We start from the raw sequence: 1522 nt of genomic DNA on the forward strand, positions 1-1522 counted from the left end.
CCTTGTTCAGCGTGAGCCGGTGGAGATCATCGTCGATCTGCCCCGCCTGCGCCTGTTCTTGCCGTCGCCCATGCGGTTGCCCAGAGGCTGCTCGCAAGAACTGTTCATAGGGTATACCTCAGAGAGCAGCGTGAAAGGTGCCCTGAGGGGTGTTCATGAGGGTTGACATTGCCTTGTGAACACTCCATGTCTGTGAGCAGAACCCTTGAACACAGGTAAGGAACCCCGATCATGCACGTTCTCTACGTCCGCGTCTCCACGTCGGAGCAGACCAGCGACCACCAGCTTGAGCAGGCCACCAAGGCAGGCTTCCCCATCGACGAGGTGGTGACCGATCACGGCACCTCAGGGGTCAGCACTCGGCTGGCCGATAGGGAGGGCGGCAAGAGGCTCCTGCACATGCTGCGCGAAGGGGACACTCTGGTGGTGCGGTGGCTCGACCGCCTCGGGCGCAACTATCAGGACGTCACGGACACCCTTAGGGGCCTCCTCAGGAAGGGCGTGACGGTCAAGACGGTGATCAACGGCATGGTCTTCGATGCCCGCCCCAAGACAGCCATGGAGAGCGCCGTGAGGGACGCCCTGATAGGGTTCATGGCGGCGCAGGCAGAGGCGCAGGCACAGGCCACGAAGGAGGCTCAGAGGGCCGGTATCGCGCACCACAAGGTGGCCTCTCCTGAGAAGTTCAAGGGCAGGAAGCCCACCTTCACGAGAGAGCAGCTTGAGCAGGTGGTTGCACTGGCCGAGGCTGGTCAGGGTCAGTCAGCGATAGCGAAGGCCACAGGGGTGAACAGGAACGCCGTCATTCGTATCACCCAGAACCCGGCGAAGGCCGAGGCGGCGCTGGAACGGTGGGGAAGCTGAACCGACTTCATGCGAATAACCCACCCCCTTGCCCTAATGAGACCGGACCTGAGCGGCCCATCCTGTGACGAGTAGCGGCGACACGGGGTTCAGCTATGCGACGACGGTCGGGTCTTCTGGGGTGACATTCACTACGCCTGCCTTCTCATGACCTTGTTCCTGTGCCCCGTGAGGTGCCCGCTTGGGTGGCCTTGCGGGGTTCTCTTCGCGGGGCGTGAGAGGTGGGGTGAACAGTCCCTTTCGCAACTTCATGGAGGAGACGACACCTCGGCTGCTCTGGCTGGATAATCCGCCCTCCGTATAGAATAAAGGGAACCCCTAGCATGCACCCCCCGGATAATCCGCCCTCCGTATATATATAGGTGAACCTTCAGGTGACGGCTTCGCCTTCTTCGAAGAGGAAGAAGACCATTAAAGGTGCCCCCTCAGGTGACCCAGCATCGCTGGATGACCCTGAGCATGACCGATCATCGGCTTCGCCTTGGGAGACCCAGTTCTCGGAGTTCTCCTCGAAGACGAAGAAGCCCTAGCACTGAGAACGGCGGTGCAAAATTAGGCCACGGTAGCGGCGGGATAGTCTCGCTGCGGGCGGAGTAAAATTCTGCCACTTTTCCCTTCTTGCGGCTGCAGGGAGGGTGGGGAGATCTATACCGTGGAA

General features: G+C 60.8%; 1 protein-coding gene. It reads left to right on the plus strand.

Annotation, left to right across the window (positions count from 1 at the left end; all coding sequences use genetic code 11):
• Positions 1-231: 231 nt before the first annotated feature.
• Positions 232-864, plus strand: coding sequence for a recombinase family protein (locus KAK09_RS18525; RefSeq protein WP_210880397.1), 633 nt, complete (start codon positions 232-234; stop codon positions 862-864).
• Positions 865-1522: the final 658 nt, after the last annotated feature.

This window comes from Roseovarius autotrophicus, from assembly GCF_018069895.1.
GTDB classification, from domain to species: domain Bacteria; phylum Pseudomonadota; class Alphaproteobacteria; order Rhodobacterales; family Rhodobacteraceae; genus Roseovarius; species Roseovarius autotrophicus.